A 19,374-nucleotide genomic window follows, 5' to 3' on the forward strand; every position below is an offset into this window, starting at 1 on the left:
GACTGGTAGTGCTGTTTGTTGTAAAGCTCGGGTTAGGAAAGGGCTGTGATGGATTCCGTGAGCGCCGCGAAGCGGTGCAGATCGGAGGGACTGGTGCCGGCGTCGAGGTGTCGCTTGAGCCGGCGCCACGTGGCGCGGTGAGCAGATTCGTAGATCGTGGGAAGAAGCAGCTCGCCGTGAGGTCCGGTGACCTTGACCGTTGCCGGCCAGGCAGCCACCGGTTCCGGCAGCGTGACGCTGACGCCGCCGTCGTCGGTCAACAGGCGGAGGTCCAGCGCCGCCGGGCGTGCGTTCGACACCACGCCCTGGATGGCAACCGGCGCACCGTTGGCGAGGACCGCCGTGGTGGTGTAGCCGTGAGGTCCGCGGCTGAGGTGCCGGAGGTTCGCCAGCGGACCCGCAATGCGGACGACGGCGGCAAGATGGTCCGCGAACAACTCGCCGGAGTCGGTTCCCACGGCTGCTGTGGCTACCGTGTCGAGGAGGGCCGCGCGGCCGGACATGGAACGGACTGCGTCTTCGGCCGCAGGGATGGCCGGGTTGGAGGCCCAGCGCTGGTCGAGGACCACCACAGTGTTGTGTCGTGCGGCGGCTTCAGCCAGGGTTCCAACGCCTTCTGGCGCAGGGTTGACCACTATTACGGCGCGGGCTCCAGCGGTGATGGCTTCCGCGGCATCAGCAGCCCAACCTGGCTGTCCGGAGATGACATGGACGTCGGATTGGTTGGTGCCGGCAGCCGGGCCGAAGGACTCGGGAAGGGAAGCCACTGCCAGTGCCACAGCGCCAGCCTCCTGCGCCTCGGGAGTGGCCCGGACGGTGTACTGCTTGATGCCGTCGGTGGCGCTCATGCGTGGGCTCCTTCGGCAACAGCGTGCTGGCTTTCGACGTTGGCCACCGTGGCATCGGCAATGTCCAGTGCGAAGGTGAGATCGTCAATCAGCGTTTGCGCAGACGGTGGCTGCTTGGTGCCGGCGGCCAAGGCAGCGAGTTCACGCCATTCACCTTCATAGCCGTTGTGTTCGAAGGGCCCGTGCACCGTTGTCTGCGAACCACGGGTGAAGGTTGCCACGGCGGAGCCGGCCTGGACGTAGGACGGCGTGAAGTCGATGCGGAGGGCAGCGTGGTCGGAAAAGGCCTCGAAGCTCCACTCCGGTTTCCAGGTGTTGTTCATGGCTGCGCGGAGTTCGATGGTCCGCGTGGGGGTGCGGAGTGAGATGACATAGCCGAAGGGGCGGACATGGCGTGCCTCCAGCACCTCTACGTCCTTGAAGTCCGGAGTGAACCTGCGGATCAAAGGGAGGTCGTGAATGGCTAAGCCCATGACGCCGCCGCGGAGTGCGCCCTTGATGACTTCGGGGTCCGTGTAGTCCGGAGTGCCGCCGGCCGGACGGGTGATGATCTCTGTGGCGAAGTCTTCAAAACGTGCGTTGGGCGGAAGGACGATCGAGGAGCGGATGGTGTGGGCCGTTTCCGGCAGGTCATCCCAGTTCTCTTGGGCGGCAAGCCAGCCCGGATCAAAGGTGTGCATGGCGCCCACGATGATGGGCACGCCGGTTTCGGCGCTGACGGCGGCGATCTGCGCGGCTTCTTCGGCATTCATGGCGAAGGGCTTCTCGCAGAGGACCGCCTTCTTTCCGGCGCGGCAGGCGGCGATGACCTGTTCGGCGTGGAACTGGTGCGGGCTGCAGATGGCCACGATGTCCACAGCGGGGTCGCCGAGGAGTGCGTCGATGCTGGTGCTGTGAGTGGCACCGACCCGGGCTGCAACGGACTCAGCTACGGCGGGGTCCACATCCATGATGTGGCGGACAGTGAGGATCTCGCCCAGTCGGGCGAGGGATGGCAAGTGGATGGCCTGGGTGACCGGGCCGGCGCCGAGGATGCCAACACCCATGGGTTGGGGAAGTGCCTGCTGCGGTGCCTGTGGCTGGCTGGACAAGTTCAGTTACCTCTTCGTAAGCGGACTGATGTGCTGCTCATCACAACCTAGAGGGACTTTTGACGAGCGTCAAGCAAAAGTCGAAATATTGCCGACAAACTTCTGCTGCATGACACGCATAAGCAATCGTGCTTCACTAAAGGCATGACAACCGCCACCACTCACGACGCCGGAAATGCCTCCGTCCAGGAGGCCGGTAATCTCTCGCGTGCTGGCGATCTCTTCCAACTCCTCCGCGACGGCCAAGCCCGCACACGGGCCGAACTCGCAGTCACCACCGGGCTGGCCCGCTCAACGGTCGCTTCCCGCATCGACGCCCTCATCACTTCCGGACTGGTAGGCCCCGCAGGTGAGGCGAGCTCCAGCGGCGGCAGGCCGCCGTCGCGCTTTGCCTTCAACCCCGCCGCGCGCGTCGTCCTGGCCGTCGACGTCGGAGCCACCCACGTGATTGTTGCCGTCACCGACCTCAGCGGCAGCATCCTCGCCGAGCGGCGACTTGCACAAGAAGTTGCCGACGGACCCGAGGTTGTCCTCGGCCGCGTCGTCTCCGCAGGCCGTGAACTCCTTACCGAGGCGGGCCGCGAACCCGGCGACCTCGCGGGCATGGGCATCGGTCTGCCCGGGCCCGTAGAGCACGACACCGGGCGGCCCGTGAAACCGCCCATCATGCCGGGATGGGACGGATTCGACGTCGTCACGTACGTCCAGCGTTCGCTGCCTGTTCCCGTCCTGGTGGACAACGACGTCAACATCATGGCCCTCGGCGAACGAACCGCGTACTGGCCGGACCACGACAACTTCCTGTTCATCAAGGTGGCCACCGGCATCGGCGCGGGCATCATCAGCAGCGGTGAACTGCAGCGGGGCGCCAACGGCACCGCCGGCGACCTCGGCCACGTCCGTGTTCCCCGCGGCGACGACGTCCTCTGCCGATGCGGCAACCACGGCTGCCTCGAAGCACTCGCCTCAGGTCCCGCCGTCGCGCGTCAACTTCAATCCCAAGGGCTGGAAGCTTCCACCGGTGCCGATGTCCTGCGGCTGGTGGGCGAAGGAAATCTGCAGGCCATTCAGGCGCTGCGGCAGGCGGGACGCGATGTTGGTGATGTCCTGGCAACCGTGGTCAACCTGCTCAACCCGTCCATGATCATCATTGGCGGCAGCGTAGGAGAAGCCGGCGAACACCTCGTGGCCGGCATTCGGGAAGTGGTCTACCGGCGCTCCCTGCCGCTGGCCACAACGCACCTGCGCATCGGCATTTCCATGGCCGGCGACCGCGCCGCCATCCTGGGTGCCAGCCAAATGGTCACCCAGTATGTCCTGTCCCCGGCAGTGATTGAGGCCACGCTCCAAGCGACGGGCTAAGCCTTGTTTGGTGCCGGATCACGGGCAGTGGCGTGATAGCAATGAAAGTGATGTCTACTTTCTTTGCCAAAATTCCCCGCGGCTGGTTGATCCTCGCATGCATCGGCCTCATCGCCCTCAACATGCGCGGACCCTTTGTGGCCGTGGCCCCCGTGGTGGATTCCCTGCGTCAGGACCTGGGGTTCTCGCCGGTGGAACTCGGGCTGCTGACCGGCATTCCCGTACTCTGCTTCTCCCTCGCGTCCCCTTTGGCCTCGCTGGCCGGACGACGCCTCGGAGCTGAATTCGCCGTGATGCTGACGCTGCTCGGTGTGCTGGCCGGGGTGGTGATCCGCTCCAGTGGCGACAGTGCCTTGGTCATGGCCGGCACGGTCATCATCGGTGTGGCCATCACCATCGGCAACATCGCGGTGCCACTCATCATCCGGCGCGACTTTGCGCCAAGGCGTCAGGCAACGGCCATGGGTGTGTACACCGCTGCCCTCAACATCGGCTCGTTCCTCACTTCGGTGGCGACTGCACCCCTGGCTGAGCTGGTGGGGTGGAGGCTGGCCCTGGCCGCGAGCGCCCTGTTGTCGTTGGCGGCCATCCTGTTCTGGGTGCCCACTGTGGGGGCGCGCCGGGCCTTTGTTCCGGCAGCTGTTCCTGTTCCTCCGGCGTCCTCGTCCGGCCCCGTTGCGGGTGTGGGCTGGTTGACGGTGGGCCTCACACTCGGCTTCGCGGGGCAGGCCTTTTCTTACTATGGCGTCACCGCGTGGCTGCCCAGCTTCCTGTCCGACGAACTCGCCATGGGCACCGCCGAAGCCGGTGCAGGGTCCTCGCTGTTCCAGATCTTCGCGATCGTGGGCGGCTTGGGCGTGCCGCTCCTGGCCCGCTTCGCCAGTACGACGACGGTGGCGGTCACCTTGAGTGCGATGTGGCTGACGGTTCCCGTGGGCTTGCTGCTGGCGCCTTCGCTGTGGTGGTTGTGGTCCTCGCTGGGCGGCGTTGCCCAAGGTGGGGGTATCACGGTGATCTTCATAGCCATTATCAAGTTCGCGCAATCCCAGGCCGCCGCCGGCAAGATGTCCGCCGTGGTGCAAGGGGTGGGCTACTGCTTCGCTGCCTTGGCTCCCACGATTATTGGCTATGTGCACAGTGTTACCGACGGCTGGACGGTGCCGTTGTTCGTGATCCTCGGCTCGGTGCTCGCGTTCTGCGTGTCCACCACGTTGTCCGTGCGCTGGGTGGCCCGGCAGGGTTAGCTCTTCCGGTCCGATTCGATGGTTCCCTGCTGAACGTGCCGTGCGCACGGCATGGTGCGCAGGGAACCCCCGGAATGGGGCGCTGGGCACAGAGAAGCCCCGCTGCTGGGCTGCCTCCCCGGCGGTCGGGGTCACTTGTTGCGAAGAGTGCAGGCAGCCCAGCGTCGGGGCTTGATGTGTCGCTTCCTCAGGTCCTGGACCTAGGCGGCGACGAGTTCCTCTTTTGTGGCCTCTTCCTTGGCCTCGGTGAGGAAACGGGCGTACGCGGGGATGGTCAGGAAGGTGGGGAATTCTTCGGCCAGGGTGACTTCCTCGAAGATGGCGCGGGCATCAGCGAAGCGGTCCCCGTCGAAGCGTTCCAGCCGGGCGAATTCCTCGTCCAGCAGGTCCTCCACCCATTCACGGGTGATGACGTCGCCGTTCTCGATGATGGCGTGGGAGTGGATCCACTGCCAGAGCTGGGACCGGGAGATCTCGGCTGTGGCGGCGTCTTCCATGAGGTTGTGGATTGCCACCGCACCGTTGCCGCGCAGCCAGGACTCGATGTAGCGGATGCCTACCTCGATGTTCAGGCGCACCCCGCCCTCGGTGATGGTGCCCTCCGTGCTGGCGATGTCAATCAGCGCGCGGTCATCGGGGGTGACGTCCTCGCGGCTGCGGTCCAGCTGGTTGGGCCGGTCTCCGAGAATTGAGTCGAACACCTCGCGGCATACCGGCACCAGGTCCGGGTGAGCCACCCAGGAGCCGTCAAAACCGTCGTTGGCCTCGCGGGTCTTGTCCGCACGTACCTTCTCGAACGATGCCTGGTTGGCGGCCTCGTCCTTCCGGTTCGGGACCGCTGCTGCCATGCCCCCGATCGCCATGGCACCGCGGCGGTGGCAGGCCCGGACCAGTTGCTCGGTGTAGGCGCGCATGAAGGGCTGGGTCATGGTCACCTGGCCGCGGTCCGGGAGCACGAAACGCGGTCCGCGGGTACGGAAGTTCTTGATCAGCGAGAAGATGTAGTCCCAGCGGCCGGCGTTCAAACCGCTCGCATGGTCCCGGAGTTCGTACAGGATTTCTTCCATCTCAAACGCGGCCGTGATGGTTTCGATCAGCACGGTGGCGCGGATGGTGCCCTGCGGGATACCCAGCAGATCCTGGGCCAGGACGAAGATGTCGTTCCACAGCCGGGCTTCGAGGTGGTTCTCAATCTTCGGCAGGTAGAAGTAGGGACCCTTGCCCTGGGCCAGCAGGCGGCGGGCGTTGTGGAAGAAGAACAGGCCGAAGTCCACAATGCCGCCGGCGATCGGCTTGCCGTCAATGAGCATGTGCTTCTCCGGCAGGTGCCAGCCACGCGGACGGACCACAATGGTGGGCAGGTCCTCGGCGGACTTGAGCTTGTACTCCTTGCCCTCAGGGGACGTGAAATCAATCCGACGCTCCAAAGCATCAGTCAGGTTCAGCTGGCCCTGGATGACGTTCCGCCACGTCGGCGTGGACGAATCCTCCATGTCAGCCAGCCACACCTTCGCACCCGAGTTCAGGGCGTTGATGGTCATCTTCTTATCCACCGGACCCGTGATCTCCACGCGACGGTCCTCCAAACCCGGTGCCGGGGGAGCGACGCGCCACGACGGATCATTCCGGATACCCTCAGTTTCCGGGCGGAACCGCGGATCCTGGCCGGCGGCGATCTGCCCACGACGTGTGTGCCGTGCCTGCATCAGCTCCTGACGACGATCCGCCGTAGCCCTGTGCAGCTTGCCGACGAACTCAAGCGCATCCGGTGTGAGGACCTCGTTCTGCCGGCAAATGGGCTGCGCGGTGATGGTGATGCCATTGATAGTGAAGTTGTCAGTGAAGCTGTTCATTGGAGTGTCCTTTCGGGGACCCAACTGAGTCGCAGTAGATGCCGTTTTGGACGTTCATAACGGCATCTACTGCTACTTGGATGGGGAAGTTTTTAGTGGAACTGGCCCTCTTCGGTCGATCCGACCAGTGCGAGGGTGGATGCGTTCGGGTTGAGCGCGGTTGCGATGTCGTCGAAGTAGCCGGTGCCGACTTCGCGCTGGTGCTTGGTGGCGGTGTAGCCGCGGGACTCGGAGGCGAATTCCTTCTCCTGGAGCTCGACGTACGCGCTCATGCCTTCACGGGCGTAGCCGTGGGCGAGGTCGAACATCGAGTAGTTCAGGGCGTGGAAGCCGGCCAGGGTGATGAACTGGAACGTGAAGCCCATGGCACCGAGTTCGCGCTGGAACTTCGCGATGGTGGTGTCATCCAAGTGCTTGCGCCAGTTGAAGGACGGGGAGCAGTTGTAGGAGAGCATCTGGTCCGGGAACTCGGCCTTGACCGATTCGGCGAACTTGCGGGCCAACTCCAGGTCCGGGGTGCCGGTCTCCATCCAGATGAGGTCGGAGTACGGTGCGTAGGCCTTGGCGCGGGCGATGCAGGGTTCGATGCCGTTGCGGACCTTGTAGAAGCCCTCTGCGGTGCGAACCGGCTGTCCTCCTTCGCGGAGGATGAATTCCTGGTCGCGCTCGTCAACGTCGGAGGTGATCAGGGTTGCTGCTTCGGCGTCGGTGCGGGCGATGACCACCGTCGGGGTGTCGGCGACGTCGGCTGCCAGGCGGGCTGCGTTCAGGGTCCGGATGTGCTGCTGGGTGGGGATGAGGACCTTGCCGCCCAAGTGGCCGCACTTCTTTTCGGAAGCGAGCTGGTCTTCCCAGTGCACGCCCGAGGCACCTGCGGTGATCATGGATTTCATGAGCTCGTAAGCGTTCAGCGGGCCACCGAAACCGGCTTCGGCGTCGGCGACGATCGGGACCAGCCAGTCTTCAACGGTCTTGACGCCCTCGGCATACTCGATCTGGTCTGCGCGGAGCAGGGCGTTGTTGATGCGGCGGACAACCTGGGGTACCGAGTTGGCCGGGTACAGGGACTGGTCCGGGTAGGTCTGGCCCGAAAGGTTGGCATCAGCTGCCACCTGCCAGCCGGAAAGGTAGATGGCGCGGAGGCCGGCCTTGACCTGCTGAACGGCCTGGTTGCCGGTCAGTGCTCCGAGGGCGTTGGTGTAGCCGCCGGTGGGAGCTTCCTCGGTGAGCTGCTTCCAGAGTTTCTCCGAGCCGCGGCGGGCCAGGGTGTGCTCTTCGGAGACGCGACCGCGGAGACGGATGACGTCTGTGGCCGAGTAATCACGGGTGACGCCTTCCCACCGCGGGTTGGCGGACCATTCAAGTTCCAGCGCTGCGGCCTGCTGCTCTGCGGACTGCTCTGCGGGTTCAAATGAAGCGGTCATCTTGATCTCCTATGTAATGCCCGGGCCGGCCTCCGCTGCGCCTTTGCTGCATCGGCCGGCTAACCGGGTTCTGTATTTCTTTTCGTAAGACCTACTTTTCTGCACTTCCAATGGACTTACTAGAGGAAAACAGTGGAAAGAAATGCACTTCTTCGCGTATTCTCAAGAAATGTCTCCTGTGAGCTGGAATCGTGAAGTAGCGTCGCCGTCGTTGTCCCCTGCGTCCCCCGAACTGGACGTCATCAGCCTTGGCCGCCGGGTGCGCCATCTGCGCAAGCAGGCTGGACTGACGCTGGACGACTTGAGTGCCGCCGTCGGGACCGCACCAAGCCAGCTGAGCCTGATCGAAAACGGCAAGCGCGAACCCAAGTTGGGGCTGCTGCAGCAGCTCGCCGCGTCCCTCAACGTGAGCATCGATCAGCTGCTGGGGGCCGAGCCGCCGAGCCGCAGGGCGGCCCTGGAAATCGAGTTGGAACGGTACCAGCGCGGGCCGCTGTATGAGTCCCTGAACCTGCCGAAAATCCGCATCAGCTCGCGGCTTCCACTCGATGTTCTGGAGTCGCAGGTGGGGCTGCTTCAGGAGCTCGAACGCAAACTTAACGAGCAGGTGGCGACGCCGGAAGAAGCCCGCCGCGCGAACGGCGAGTTGCGTGCCATGATGCGCGAGCGCGGTAACTATTTCCCCGAGTATGAAGCCGAGGCGCAGAAGGTCCTCAAAGGGGTTGGCTACACCGCTGGTCCGCTCAGCCAGCACGTCATTGCGGACATTGCCGAGAACCTCGGGTTTTCCTTGCATCACGTGGGCGATCTGCCGCACTCCACACGGTCCGTGACCGATTTGAAGAACCGCAGAATTTATCTGACGCAGAACCAGCGGCAGGATCACGATCCCCGGTCTGTTTTGCTGCAGGCACTGGGACACTATGTCCTGGGGCATGAAACTCCCCGGAACTACGGAGATTTCCTGGCCCAGCGCGTGGCCACCAACTACTTTGCCGCGGCGCTGTTGCTACCGGAGCAGGCCACAGTGGAGTTCCTGCAGAAGGCAAAGGCCGCCAAGGAGATTGCCGTGGAGGACATCCGCGACGCCTTCGCTGTGTCTTACGAAACCGCTGCGCACCGTTTCACCAACCTGGCCACCAAGCACCTGGGCATCACCACCCACTTCCAGAAGACCCACCAGTCCGGCATCATCTACAAGGCCTACGAGAACGATGGCGTGGCCTTCCCGCAGGACCACACGGGGGCCATTGAGGGGCAGCCGTCGTGCAAGGCATGGACATCGCGGGCCGTGTTCGATGTGCCGGACAAATTCAGTGCCTACAGCCAGTACACGGACACGCCGTCGGGCACGTACTGGTGCACGGCCCGTACTGAGCGCTCGGCTGCCGGTGAATTCTCGCTGAGCATCGGCGTGCCCTACCAGCATGTGAAATGGTTCCGAGGCCGCGAGACCACCGCGCGTGCCACATCAAACTGTCCGGATCCCACCTGCTGCAAGCGCCCCCCGGCATCTTTGGCGAACGAGTGGGCCGGCAACGCCTGGCCCTCCGCCCGCGCGCACTCACACCTGCTGGCCGCTATGCCTCCCGGCGCGTTCCCCGGCGTGGACGAGACCGAGGTGTACAGCTTCCTGGCGGCCCACTCCGAGCGCTGACCCCCTGGATTGGACGCTCTCTCACGTCCCGCGTGCTTGGGGTCGGCGCTCTCTCACGTCCCGCGTGGTTGGGGCCGGCGCTCTATCACGTCCCGCGTGGTTGGGGCCGGCGCTCTCTGGATAGAAGCCGCCGTCGTTGGGGCGGGCGCTCTCTGGATAGCCGCCGCCGTCGAGCCGTGACGCCCAGTAAGGGGAACGCCAGCACGTCGGTGCGTCACATGACGGTGAGCCGCAGTGGACTCCTACCCCTTAGGCAGAAATACGCCATCCCGAGTACGCCTCTGTAGCCCTCTTCATATGCAGCGCGCTGTTCCTCATATCGCTGACGGACGTGCTCTGCAGCGGGATGTTCGGCATCATGTGCTTCCAGCCAACGGGTAAACCTTTCGCGATACCCGGCCTCGAAAACGTCCCACTCCTGAATGCTTGCCTGGTCGTGATCTACCACCTCGAAACCGGCGGCGCGGATCTGCTCGCGCAACGCATCCTCCGTTAGGTACTCGTCATCACGTCCAGCCAGAGGGGCGGTGGCAGCAGGATGAGGTGTTGTTGACCAGATTGCCTCGCCGTAGACGAGTCGGCCGCCCGGACGCACCAGTGCTCGAAGGGCGCGCAGGGCTGCGGCGTAGTCGAGCGGCTGCGCCTCCTCTACTGGCGGCCCCCAGATTTGGCTCGCGCCGATGCAGATGACAGCGTCCGCGGCGACATCCTCGGCTTCCAGCCCCGGCATCGAATCAAACGTCGCTCTGTCGAGCAGCCCACGAGTCAATGCTTGTTGCCTCGCTCGGTCGATGGACACTGAAGCACAGTCCACTCCGCGTCCCCGTGCCTGCGGGGCCGACGTCAATACCCTAAGCAGTAGTTCACCCCATCCGCACCCCATGTCCAGAACCTCAGCCGGGGCAGGGTCGGACAGGAACGCCACAAGGTGCGCAGCGCGTTCTTCGGAGAGCGGGGTAAGCCAGGTAAGAGACTCGTAGAGGGGCGGCAGTTCAAGCGAGGTACTGTCGGTCACTCAATGATGTTCTCACGATTCACGGAAGCTACTGCTTGTCCGTGAGCCTGCGAAGTTCTGCCTGAACGTACCCTCAGGGATGAGCGAGGATCAGGCGGCCCACCAGCACGGCCGCAGCCTCAACAACCTCGTCGGCCTCGCGCTTGGATGCGCTGAGGGCCACTTCCTGTCCGGCCACCGTGATGATGTCCGTGATCACGGCTACGGTGAGGCGGCCCAGGGTGTCGTCACTGGCACCGAGGAGCACGGAGTTCTGCCGGACCCACTCGCGTCCGCGTTCGCGCCGGAGAACCTCGAAGCCCGGGGGAGTGTCGCCCTCAATGAACACACGCTCCAGGCCCCGGTGTTTCCAGGTGTAGTCGAAGTAGCTGCGGCTGCCTACGTTGAACAGGGCGAGGGGATGGTCCTCGCCGGCTTTCCTCGCTTTGGCCACAGCGGCTGCCACCAGGCGCTCGTGCTCATTTTGGTAGTCGTTCCACAGTGCGAGGAAGAGCTCGGTCTTGCCCCCGAAGTGGTGGTAGAGACTGCCCACGCTGGACCCGGAGCGGGCCACGATGTCCGAGATGCTTGCGTCGGTGAACCCATGATCCACGAACACTTCGGTGGCCGCATCCAGCAGATTGCGTTGGGTGGCAGCGGTGCGGGTCCACTGCCAGGAGCCCGCGTTGCTGGCTACTTCGGATGTCTTGCGGACCATGCTGTGTGCTCCTCTCGCAGGCAGGACGTAGACCGGAGTGTCGAACAGCCATTTTTTGGAATCCTACCGTCCAAATAATCCACATAGCCAGCATCAAGCCTTGACTGGCCCGTGAAACACAGGAAATAATTCTGGAAGTCTGTTCTAGAAATACGTATTGCGGCATGTATCCGAATGCTGCGATTTTTGACGCGAGACGCCCCGAAACCCGGGTGCCGTTTTCACCGTCGGGCTGCAACTGGTTGAATCGCTATATAGCGCCAACTGGTCGCAGCCAAACAAGCCAGAGAGGAACGCGGCCTGATGTCCGTTTCAAGCAAGTCGTCCGGGATCACGTCGAACAGGTGGTTCAAACCCGTCGTCGTCACCGCAGGAGCCTTGGTGGTGGCACTGATCCTGGTGCTCGTTGCGCAGTGGCTCCGGACCCTTCACCCCGTGCAGCAGTTCCTCACCGACTACCCGGGGCACTCGGCAATTCCTGAAGGCACACCCATCGGCTTCCCGGCATGGCTGGGCTGGCAGCACTTCCTTAATATGTTCTTCATTGTCCTGATCATCCGTTCGGGCTGGCAGGTGCGCACCACCACCCGCCCGGCAGCCAACTGGACCCGGAACAACAAGGGCCTCATTAAGACCAAGAACCCGCCAACCAAGATCAGCCTGGATCTCTGGTTTCACCTGACGCTGGATGCGCTCTGGGTCCTCAACGGCATCATCTTCATTGTGCTCCTCTTCGCCACCGGCCAATGGCTGCGGATCGTCCCCACCAACTGGGACGTTTTCCCGAACGCCGTCTCGGCAGGACTTCAATACGCCTCGCTGAACTGGCCCGTTGAAAACGGCTGGAACAACTACAACAGCCTTCAGCTTCTGACCTACTTCATCACGGTCTTCATCGCGGCCCCGCTGGCCATCATCACGGGCATCCGGATGTCCGGGGCGTGGCCCAAGAAGGCCGCGATCAACAAGTTCTACCCCATCGAGCTGGCCCGCAAGATCCACTTCCCGGTGATGATCTACTTCGTAGCCTTCGTGATCGTCCACGTCACCCTGGTGCTGGCTACGGGGGCACTAAGGAACCTCAACCACATGTACGCCGCCAATGACGACAACACCAGCTGGTGGGGCTTCGGGATCTTCGCGGCATCCATCGTCTTCACGGCGGCGGCCTGGTTCCTGGCCCGCCCGCTGTTCCTGCGGCCCATTGCTTCGCTGATGGGCAAGGTCTCGCGCTAACCAAACGCAAAGAAACCCTCACTCAAAGACAAACAGCCGCCTCGGAAGTGATTCCGGGGCGGCTGCTTCTGCCTGTATCGACAGAAGCTAGGACAGAGCCCCACCTTGCCACAGGGCGTCAAAGGGAGCGCCGGAGGACACCCGGTTCTTGATTCCGGCCGTCACGAAAGCCTTCGCGGTGCGCGCGGCTTCCAGCGGAGTGGCACCCTTGGCCAGTTCGGCGGTCACCGCGGCAGCAAGCGAGCATCCGGCACCGGACACAGCCACTTCGCCAACCTTCGGCGCGCGCAGGACTTCCAGGGTCTCACCGTCGTAGTAGACGTCGACGGCGTCCGGGCCTTCCAGCCTGACCCCGCCTTTGGCGAGGACTGCTGCGCCGCTGATCTGGTGGATGCGGATGGCTGCAGCTTTGAGCGACTCTTCGTCGGTGATGGTGAGTCCGGACAGCGACTCGGCTTCGAAGTGGTTCGGCGTGACGAAGGTGGCTAGAGGCAGGATCTGCGCCTTCAACGCCTGGTCGGTGTCCAGGGCGTGGCCCGGCTCTTGGCCTTTGCAGATCAGGACCGGGTCCAGCACCACATTGGCGAACGAAGCATCAGTCAGCGCTTTCTCCACGGTGCTGATGGTTGCCGGGCTTCCGAGCATGCCGATCTTCACCGTGTCCAATACCGAAGGTGCGCCGGAGGCGGCACCATAGGCCGCCGTCGTCGCTTCCAGTTGGTCCGCGATGACCTGCTGGTCCACCGGCACAAAGCGGTGGTTCCAGTTGTCCTTCGGGTTGAAAGACACGATGCACGTGAGGTTCGCGATGCCGAACACTCCGAGTTCCTGGAAGGTTTTGAGGTCTGCCTGCGCGCCGGCGCCACCGGTCGCTTCGGAGCCGGCGATGGTCAGGGCAATGGCAGGGGCAACGGCAGAAGTCATGACACCATTTTGGCAGTTGCTCCGGTTCGACTCCTAAACGAGGCTAGCCGTGCAACGTCCGGTAGGCGGCCTCGGCGGCCGGATGCAGCGGGATACCCGCGGTGTTGATGAGGGTTTCCGGACTCAGGAACTGGACGCCGGTGCTCGACGTCGGAACCAGGTGCTGAGCCTGCTCCACCAGCAACTCCACTGTCCGCCGAACAACATGATCGGCCAGGTCCCTGCGGCACAGGAGCAGGTTTGCAACGCCCACTGTCCACACGGCGGGAGCGTTACCGTAGCTGTTGGCGGGGATCAGCACGCGGTCGTAAAAGAACCCCGACTCCGCGCGCGTTGCCGGGATGAGCTCGGAAATATCCAGGAGCCGAAGGCCAATGTCCTTCGCTGCGGCCGCGATGGGAGCGGTGGGCACCCCTCCCGATTGGATCATCACGTCAATCGAACCGTCCTGCAGTGAAGCCAGCGCCTGGTTCAAGCCGAGGTTCACTTGCTTCACGGTGCGGGGCGGTTCGGAAAGTCCCGCAGCTGTGATGATCCGTCCAGCGGTCAAAGTGGTCCCCGAGCCCACTTCACCCACTCCCGCGATCTTCCCGGCGAGGTCTGCGAGGGTCCGTATCCCGCTGTCCTCCCGCACGATGCAGTGGACATAGTTCTGGTACACCTTGCCCAGTGCCACAAGGTCTTCGGGTTGCGCTGGCGTCCCGGCGGGCGCTGCGGCCTGCGCTGCGGCATCGGCCAGCGCGACGGCGAGGGTCGCCTCGCCGGACACAACCCGCTGGATGTTCTCAAGGCTCCCACCAGTGGTCAGCGCGGCGGCGTTTGCGGCCACACCTTCCCGCTGCAGCAAGTCCGCGAGAAGGGTGGCGAACTCCAGGTAAAAGCCACCGGATTCACCACCGGCAACAGTGAGCTCCTTCGGCTGTTCTTCCGGCGTGCAGGCTGTGGTCGACGCGAGCAGGTTGCCGCCAATGCCCAGTGCGAAGCCTGTCTTGATGGCGATTCGCCGGGAGATCTTGGGTGCCTTAGACATGAGAACCATCCCCAGGCCCCGCAAATTCGAGTCGGGCTACCAACCCGTGTGGCTCACGCGTTTGTAGGATCAGTCGCCCACCGTTCGCCTGTGCCAGTCGCTCCACGATGGTCATGCCCAAGCCGTTGCCGGGAATCTTGTTGTGCTGCGGCGCCCGCCAGAACCTGGTGGTGGACTCAGCGAGCTGTTCGGCTGGAAGGCCGGGACCGTCGTCGGAAATTACGACGGCGGTGCCTCCGCTCGTCTGTTGGGTCGCCACCGTGATGCGGGAGCCGGGTGCGTACTTGATGGCGTTGGTGAGGAGCTCGCCCACCATGTGCGCGAGTTCGTCGGGGTCGCACACGATGTGGCCTTCGGATGCAGGGCCCTCCAACGTCAGCTCTGATCCGGCACGGTGAGCGGCCGGCGTCGCCCTTTCCACTTCGCCCTGCAGGACCGGGTAGGGATCGATGACGGCCAGACGCTTGTGCTCGGTGTGCTCCACACGGGATGACCCTTCGAAGGCGCGGTGTTCCGCCGCAGCCAGCTTCAGCACGCCGTCGAGCATTTCCTCCACCCGCTCAAGTTCCGCAACGACGCCCGCTGCCGCCTCCTTCTCCGGGTCTGAGCGCAAAGCCAGCTGCAGCAAATCGATGCGCAAACGCAGTGCGCCAACAGGGTTTCGGAGCTGATGCGAGGTATCGGCGATGAGCCGGCGCTGGGACTCCATGCTCTCCGTCACGGTGCCGGCCATGGCCGTGAAGGAGCGGCTGAGTTCGCGCAGTTCCGGCGGGCCAGCTTCCGGGAGCTGGCTGGTTTTGCCCGTGGTTTCCAACTCGTGGACAGCCTTGCTCAGTCTGTGGACAGGGCGCAGGACCCAGCCGGTGATGCGGGATGCCGCCAGCAGGAGCAGTGCACCCAACGCCAAAGCGGCAAGTACGACGACGAGCCACCGCTCCCGTAACTTCTGCCGGGCAGCATCGAGGTCCACTTCAAGGACCACCTCGCCGAGCACCTGGCTGGCGGTGCCGAAGGACCGGGAGATGATGTCCGTGCCAGATCCGAAGGCGCGGATGGGGTTGAGGGTAGTGTCGCTGAGGTTGAGGCTCGCCCGATTGAGTGCGTCCCTGGCCTCGGGCCGGTCTGCAGTGAGACCGCCGGAGCCCAGTGTCTTTTCTTGGAGCCGGATCAGGATTCCCTCACCGTACAGTTCGGAATATCGATCCATTTCGCGCTGCAGTTGGGTGGTGTCGTTGTCCTCCGCGGCATCGCTGGCCAGTTGGGCAAAACGGTTCAGGGCTGCGACGCGGTTGATTTGGAGTTCCTGGGTGAGTTCCCGGCTGGCCGACGTCAGGATCACGCTGGACACCGTTACCACGATGATCACCACCAGCAGGCTCAGGATGCCGAGGACGCGGACTTTCACGGTTGCTCGACGCGATAGCCCACGCCGCGGACGTTGATGATGAATCCAGGCAGTTGGAGCTTGGATCTGAGGCCCGTCAGGTGCACATCCAAGGACCGTGAATGCGCCACGAACGCGTCGCCCCAGAGTGCGTCCAGAATTTGTTCCCGGGTGACCACCGAGCCGGCGTTCCTGACCAGCAGACTCAGAAGGTCGAACTCAGTGGCGGTCAGGGCGAGCTGCCGTTCCCCGACGGCGGCCACGCGCCGATCGAGGTCTACTTCCAGTTCTCCGAGGACGATGTTGTGCGGGGCTTGATGGCCGGAGCGGTTGGTTCGCCGGGTCACGGCTTCGATCCGGGCGAGCAATTCCACGAGCTTCACGGGCTTGACCAGATAGTCATCTGCCCCCGAACGAAGGCCCAGGACAACGCTTCTCTCGTCGTCGCGGGCCGTCAGGATCAGGATGGGAACTGTTGTGACTTGGCGCAGCTTCCGCAGAACCTCCAAACCGTCCATGTCCGGAAGGCCAAGGTCCAGCAGGATCACCTCGTGCTGCCGGTGGGCAAGGAGTGCGTCCTCGCCGCGGGCCACCCTGGTGTGTTTGTGCCCGGCGGAAGCGACGGCTGCACTCAAGGCCGACGCCATGGCGTCGTCATCCTCGACGATGAGCACGTGCACGGGCTGGGTCCTTCGGTTCGGAGGTGGTGGTTCGGAGGTGGTGGTTCGGAGGTGGTGGTTCGCTACTAGAGCTTAACGTTGTGAGGCCCGCTCTGCGCCCTTCGGAGTATCCAAAGTGCGCAGAACGGGCCTCACAAGTCAGGCAAGTCAGGCGTTGACGCGATCCTTCATGCCGTCGTCGTCGGTTTCCTTCACAGCGCCCTTGGCCACGAAGGCGTTGCCCTGCTCCGCATCCAAGTGAGTGGGCTTCTTGTTCTTCAGCGCGAAGATGTACACCAGCAGCGAGATGAAGATCGCGGCGGTGACGTAGGTGAAGAACATGTCCACCTGACCCGACTTCTGCAGGGCCGCACCGATCAGCGGAACCGTGCCACCAAACAGCGAGTTGGCAATCGCGTAGCCGAGCCCGACGCCGAGGGCGCGGATGGATGCCGGGAACAGTTCAGCCTTCACCAGCGCGTTGATGGACGTGTAGCCACCCACCATCAGAAGGCCGCCGAACATCAGCAGGAACGCCACGAACGGATCCTTGGTTCCAGCAAGTGCGGAGAGCAACGGCCAGGTGAACAGCACCCCGGTCACACCAAACCAGATCAGCAGCGGCTTCCGGCCGATCTTGTCCGAGAGCATGCCGTACACAGGCTGCAGCAGCATGAAGATGAAGAGCGCCCAGAAATTGATCACGGAGGTGTCGGTCTTGGCGATGCCGGACGTATCGTTCATGAACTTCAGGATGAAGTTGGTGTACGTGTAGAACGCCACCGTGCCGCCGAGCGTGATGCCAATGCAGATGAGCAGCGGCTTCCAGTGCTTGGTGAACAGCAGTTTCATGGTGCCAGGCTGTGCCTCGCCCTCAACCTTGACGTGGGCTGCGCGGAGTTGATCTGCGGAAAGGGTCTCTTCCATGGAGCGGCGAAGCCAGAGAACAACAAGCGCAGCCACGCCACCCAAAGCGAAGGGAATCCGCCAGCCCCACGCCGTCAGGTCTTCCTTGCTCATGGTGTTCTGCAGGATCACCAGCACCAGGAGGGCCAGCATCTGCCCACCAATGAGCGTCACGTACTGGAAGCTCGAGAAGAAGCCGCGGCGTTTAGCCGTTGCAGCCTCGGACATGTACGTAGCGCTGGTGCCGTACTCGCCACCCACTGAGAAGCCCTGGATCATGCGGATAAACACCAGCAAAATCAGTGCCCAGAGGCCGATCACGTCCTGCGTTGGCAGGATCGCGATGGCGAAGGAGCCGGCCGACATCATGGTCACGCTGAGTGTCAGCGCAGCTTTGCGGCCCTTGCGGTCGGCGTAGCGGCCGAAGAACCAGCTGCCGATCGGGCGCATGAGGAACGACGTGGAGAAGACAGCCATCGCTTCAAGGCCTGCCTGCAGATCGTCCGAGGAGTTGAAGAAGTGCGACTGGAAATACGCCGCAAAAGCGGTATAGACATAAACGTCGAACCACTCCACGAGGTTGCCCGCGGAGCCCTTGAGGATGTTGCTCACGGCTTTACGTGTCTGGGCGGCTTCGCTCAGAGGTGCAGCTTGTTGGGTGCTCATCAATGAACCTTCCTGGACGGCAGCGTTTTGCAGCGGCCGTGTCTTGCATGAGTTCGTTCTGTCCATGAAGCTCGTGCTCATGGCGTCCTTGCGCATGGCTCTTCGTCGACTAAGAAAGGCCCTCCGGGGTGAAGAGGACATGTTCCAAACTATGGGTGATGCACGGCACAGCCCTAGCTCGCGGGGGATTTCCTAACACTTCCTTAGGTTTCGGCTTGAGTTTGGTGCGGACCTCAACCCGTGAACGTCAAGGCTCGACGGCGGCGGCTCGCCTACGCGGCACGTCGCTCTCTCACGTCCCTCGGGTTTGGCTGCGTCGCTCTCTCACGTCCCTCGGGTTTGGCTGCGTCGCTCTCTCAGTAGCTTTCCGGAACGGCCGGAGTTATCTTCGTGGCATGGGTGCAGTTCGTCGAACAACTCGCGTAGTGCTGCAGGAGGCAGCGAGGATCCCGCTGCCGCCAGGGCAGGTTGTTGGCCTGGTGCTTGATGTAGTCCTCAACCGCTTGCGCCCCATTCGCGTCGCCGAGCCCAAGGCCCGGCGCGAAGCCGCCGGTGTTGGCTTGGCATTGGTTGGCGCGGGGATCACCGGGTGGGCAGTCGCGGAGCGCCGGCGTAAAACGACCGGAAACTTTTCCTTGGGCCACCCCGAGGACCTGGTCACCAGCGGCCCCTATGCCCTGAGTCGCCACCCGATGTACCTGGGGTGGTGGCTCATCCATGGGGGAGTCGCAGTGAACCGAGGTTCTGCTTGGGCTCTGGTGACTTTGCCTGCGGGAATGCTGGTGGAACATTTGGGTGCGTTGTGGGAAGAGGCCACGCTCCGGGAGCGGTTTGGCCAGTCCTACGCCGACTATGAGAGGGATGTTCCCCGCTACGTCGGATCGCCGGCGTGGTTGATTCGCACCAGTCTCCAGACGGCGAGGCGGCCAACGCCGGCTGCGATCGCGATGGATAAAGGGAGCAACAGCGGGCCTGTGGATGAAAGTGCACCGAATGGTGCGCAGATAAGGAACCCCGCTGCGAAGAACGCGGCAACGTGAATCCACTGACTCCGGACTCGACGCAGGGCCAAGCCCACGAGTGAGCCCACAGTGGCGCCGATTGCCCATACCGGGAGCAGGCTGTAACCGAAGAAAATGATGGCCCATCCCGGTGCTTGGATGCCCCAAAAGATGCAGAACGTCAGGTGCGCGACGGCGATTCCTACAACTAAGCCTTTCCAACCCAGCACCACCCGGTCCTTCGGGCCGTAACGCCAGCCTTCGGTTGGGCGTTTTGTTGCCAGCGCGTACTCATCTTCGTCGGTCCATGGTTCCTGGCTCACGATTACCTCCGAGTGACGTGAGAGATGGTTCGGCTGAAGGGGTGGTTATGTGAG

16 protein-coding genes and 1 pseudogene are annotated in these 19,374 nt (G+C 63.5%); 5 read left to right on the forward strand and 12 right to left on the reverse strand.

Annotation, left to right across the window (positions count from 1 at the left end):
• Nucleotides 1–32: 32 nt before the first annotated feature.
• Nucleotides 33–848, reverse strand: a complete 816-nt coding sequence (locus AR689_RS10855) for a hypothetical protein (protein WP_062070055.1) — start codon at nt 846–848, stop codon at nt 33–35.
• Nucleotides 845–1,894, reverse strand: a complete 1,050-nt coding sequence (locus AR689_RS10860) for a Gfo/Idh/MocA family protein (RefSeq protein ID WP_062070057.1) — start codon at nt 1,892–1,894, stop codon at nt 845–847. Before AR689_RS10860 ends, AR689_RS10855 begins: the two co-directional genes overlap by 4 nt.
• 189 nt (nt 1,895–2,083) lie before the next feature.
• On the opposite strand from AR689_RS10860, the gene AR689_RS10865 reads away from it, so the two are divergent.
• Both AR689_RS10865 and AR689_RS10870 read left to right on the forward strand, forming a co-directional pair.
• Nucleotides 2,084–3,301, forward strand: coding sequence for an ROK family transcriptional regulator (locus tag AR689_RS10865; protein ID WP_062070059.1), 1,218 nt, complete (start codon nt 2,084–2,086; stop codon nt 3,299–3,301).
• A gap of 50 nt (nt 3,302–3,351) precedes the next feature.
• On the forward strand, nt 3,352–4,545 hold the full coding sequence (locus AR689_RS10870) for an MFS transporter (RefSeq protein WP_062070060.1): 1,194 nt from the start codon (nt 3,352–3,354) through the stop codon (nt 4,543–4,545).
• 200 nt (nt 4,546–4,745) lie between these two features.
• On the opposite strand, the gene aceB is transcribed toward AR689_RS10870, so the two are convergent.
• On the reverse strand, nt 4,746–6,398 hold the full coding sequence (aceB, locus tag AR689_RS10875) for a malate synthase A (RefSeq protein ID WP_062070062.1): 1,653 nt from the start codon (nt 6,396–6,398) through the stop codon (nt 4,746–4,748).
• 92 nt (nt 6,399–6,490) lie between these two features.
• Nucleotides 6,491–7,822 (reverse strand): isocitrate lyase, encoded by a 1,332-nt coding sequence (gene aceA, locus AR689_RS10880; RefSeq protein ID WP_062070064.1) that lies wholly within the window; start codon nt 7,820–7,822, stop codon nt 6,491–6,493.
• 142 nt (nt 7,823–7,964) lie between these two features.
• Between aceA and AR689_RS10885 the strand changes: the two genes are divergently transcribed.
• Nucleotides 7,965–9,479 carry an XRE family transcriptional regulator gene (locus AR689_RS10885; protein ID WP_024819507.1) on the forward strand — a complete coding sequence of 505 codons (1,515 nt, stop codon included), beginning with the start codon at nt 7,965–7,967 and terminating at the stop codon, nt 9,477–9,479.
• Between the two features lie 214 nt (nt 9,480–9,693).
• On the opposite strand, the gene AR689_RS10890 is transcribed toward AR689_RS10885, so the two are convergent.
• On the reverse strand, nt 9,694–10,494 hold the full coding sequence (locus AR689_RS10890) for an SAM-dependent methyltransferase (protein WP_062070066.1): 801 nt from the start codon (nt 10,492–10,494) through the stop codon (nt 9,694–9,696).
• A 73-nt stretch (nt 10,495–10,567) separates the two neighbouring features.
• Nucleotides 10,568–11,191: a TetR/AcrR family transcriptional regulator gene (locus AR689_RS10895; RefSeq protein WP_062070068.1), complete on the reverse strand. Its 624-nt coding sequence runs from the start codon at nt 11,189–11,191 to the stop codon at nt 10,568–10,570.
• Nucleotides 11,192–11,494: 303 nt separating this feature from the next.
• On the opposite strand from AR689_RS10895, the gene AR689_RS10900 reads away from it, so the two are divergent.
• A complete protein-coding gene (locus AR689_RS10900; protein WP_062070070.1) occupies nt 11,495–12,427 on the forward strand; it encodes a cytochrome b/b6 domain-containing protein in 933 nt (310 codons plus the stop codon).
• An 87-nt stretch (nt 12,428–12,514) separates the two neighbouring features.
• Here the strand turns inward: AR689_RS10900 and AR689_RS10905 are convergent, their stop codons facing one another.
• From AR689_RS10905 to AR689_RS10925, 5 genes are all read right to left on the reverse strand, one after another.
• A complete protein-coding gene (locus tag AR689_RS10905; protein ID WP_062070072.1) occupies nt 12,515–13,351 on the reverse strand; it encodes a hydroxymethylpyrimidine/phosphomethylpyrimidine kinase in 837 nt (278 codons plus the stop codon).
• 43 nt (nt 13,352–13,394) lie between these two features.
• Entirely contained in the window at nt 13,395–14,381 is a 987-nt protein-coding gene (locus AR689_RS10910) for a TAXI family TRAP transporter solute-binding subunit (RefSeq protein WP_062070074.1), read from the reverse strand.
• Nucleotides 14,374–15,786, reverse strand: a complete 1,413-nt coding sequence (locus tag AR689_RS10915) for a sensor histidine kinase (RefSeq protein ID WP_062070076.1) — start codon at nt 15,784–15,786, stop codon at nt 14,374–14,376. The genes AR689_RS10910 and AR689_RS10915 overlap by 8 nt, the downstream gene beginning before the upstream one ends.
• The gene (locus AR689_RS10920; RefSeq protein ID WP_062070078.1) at nt 15,783–16,445 is read right to left on the reverse strand and encodes a response regulator transcription factor; all 663 of its coding nucleotides are present in this window, start codon (nt 16,443–16,445) and stop codon (nt 15,783–15,785) included. The genes AR689_RS10915 and AR689_RS10920 overlap by 4 nt, the downstream gene beginning before the upstream one ends.
• Before the next feature lie 147 nt (nt 16,446–16,592).
• Nucleotides 16,593–17,996 carry an MFS transporter gene (locus tag AR689_RS10925; protein WP_062073748.1) on the reverse strand — a complete coding sequence of 468 codons (1,404 nt, stop codon included), beginning with the start codon at nt 17,994–17,996 and terminating at the stop codon, nt 16,593–16,595.
• Nucleotides 17,997–18,391: 395 nt separating this feature from the next.
• On the opposite strand from AR689_RS10925, the pseudogene AR689_RS23530 reads away from it, so the two are divergent.
• Nucleotides 18,392–18,775 (forward strand): annotated as a pseudogene (locus AR689_RS23530) (methyltransferase family protein); the annotation flags it as partial.
• A 92-nt stretch (nt 18,776–18,867) separates the two neighbouring features.
• On the opposite strand, the gene AR689_RS23535 reads toward AR689_RS23530, so the two are convergent.
• Nucleotides 18,868–19,320, reverse strand: a complete 453-nt coding sequence (locus AR689_RS23535) for a hypothetical protein (RefSeq protein WP_062070082.1) — start codon at nt 19,318–19,320, stop codon at nt 18,868–18,870.
• Nucleotides 19,321–19,374 lie beyond the last annotated feature (54 nt).

Source organism: Arthrobacter sp. EpRS71 (assembly GCF_001512285.1).
Taxonomy (GTDB): Bacteria; Actinomycetota; Actinomycetes; order Actinomycetales; family Micrococcaceae; genus Arthrobacter.